This is a genomic window from Streptomyces sp. NRRL S-118, assembly GCF_000716335.1.
GTDB lineage: Bacteria > Actinomycetota > Actinomycetes > Streptomycetales > Streptomycetaceae > Streptomyces.
Genome location: NZ_KL591027.1, coordinates 60,983 through 62,006 on the forward strand (window position 1 = coordinate 60,983; position 1,024 = coordinate 62,006).

A 1,024-nucleotide genomic window follows, 5' to 3' on the forward strand; every position below is an offset into this window, starting at 1 on the left:
CCGGGCCGGGTCCTGCTCCGCTGGTGCATCCGGCGGAGTCGGGCCGGGTCGTGTCGGCACGGTCGGCGGACGGACGCCTGGAAGTCTTCGCCGCCGGGGCCGACGGCATCCACCACGCCTGGCAGACGACCGTCAACGGCGGCTGGTCCGACTGGGAAACCCTCGGCGGACCCCCCGGCGCCGAACTGGCCATCGGACCCAACGCCGACGGCCGGCTGGAACTCTTCGCCATCAACGGCAACACCTTCCAGCACCGCTACCAGCTCCAGCCCTCCGGCACCTGGTCCGGCTGGGAAACCTTCGGCGGCGGCGGCCGCGACATCGCCACCGGCACCAACGCCGACGGCCGCCTCGAAGTCTTCGCCTCCGGACCCGCCGGAATCTTCCACAAATACCAGACAGCACCCAACAGCGGCTGGTCCGACTGGGAACCCACCAACGGCGGCCCCGCCAACAGCCGCATCGAAATGGAGAAGTCCCACGACGGACGCCTGGAAGTGTTCGCCCTCAACGGCGACACCTTCCAGCACCTCTACCAGACCACCACCAACGGCGGCTGGTCCACCTGGCAGACCTTCGGCGGCGGCGGACACGACCTGACCGTCGACCACAACCAGGACGGCCGACTCGAAGTCTTCGCCTCCGGACCCGTCGGCGTCTTCCACAAATACCAGACCAGCCCCACCAGCTGGTCCGACTGGGAACCCACCGGCGGCCCCACCGACTCCAAGCTCACCAGCCAACGCACCGCCGACGGCCGCATCGAAGTCTTCGCCATCAACGGCACCACCGCACAACACATCTGGCAGACCGCCGTCAACGCCCCCTACAGCCCCTGGGAACCCTTCGGCACCGGCGGCACCGAAGTCACCGCCACAGCCAACGCCGACGGCCGCATCGAAGTCTTCGGAACCAGCCACACCGGCGTCCACCACAAATGGCAGACCGGATTCTCCACCTGGTCCGACTGGGCCTGGGTCAACGGCACGTCCGGACCTCCGGTCGATCGAGGAGACAGCAGGTG

1 protein-coding gene is annotated in these 1,024 nt (G+C 68.7%); it reads left to right on the forward strand.

Features of this window, described 5'->3' with window-relative positions; translation table 11 throughout:
* The coding region (locus IH00_RS0131485; RefSeq protein ID WP_063835458.1) for a PLL family lectin at positions 1–1,024 on the forward strand (1,024 nt) is incomplete at both ends.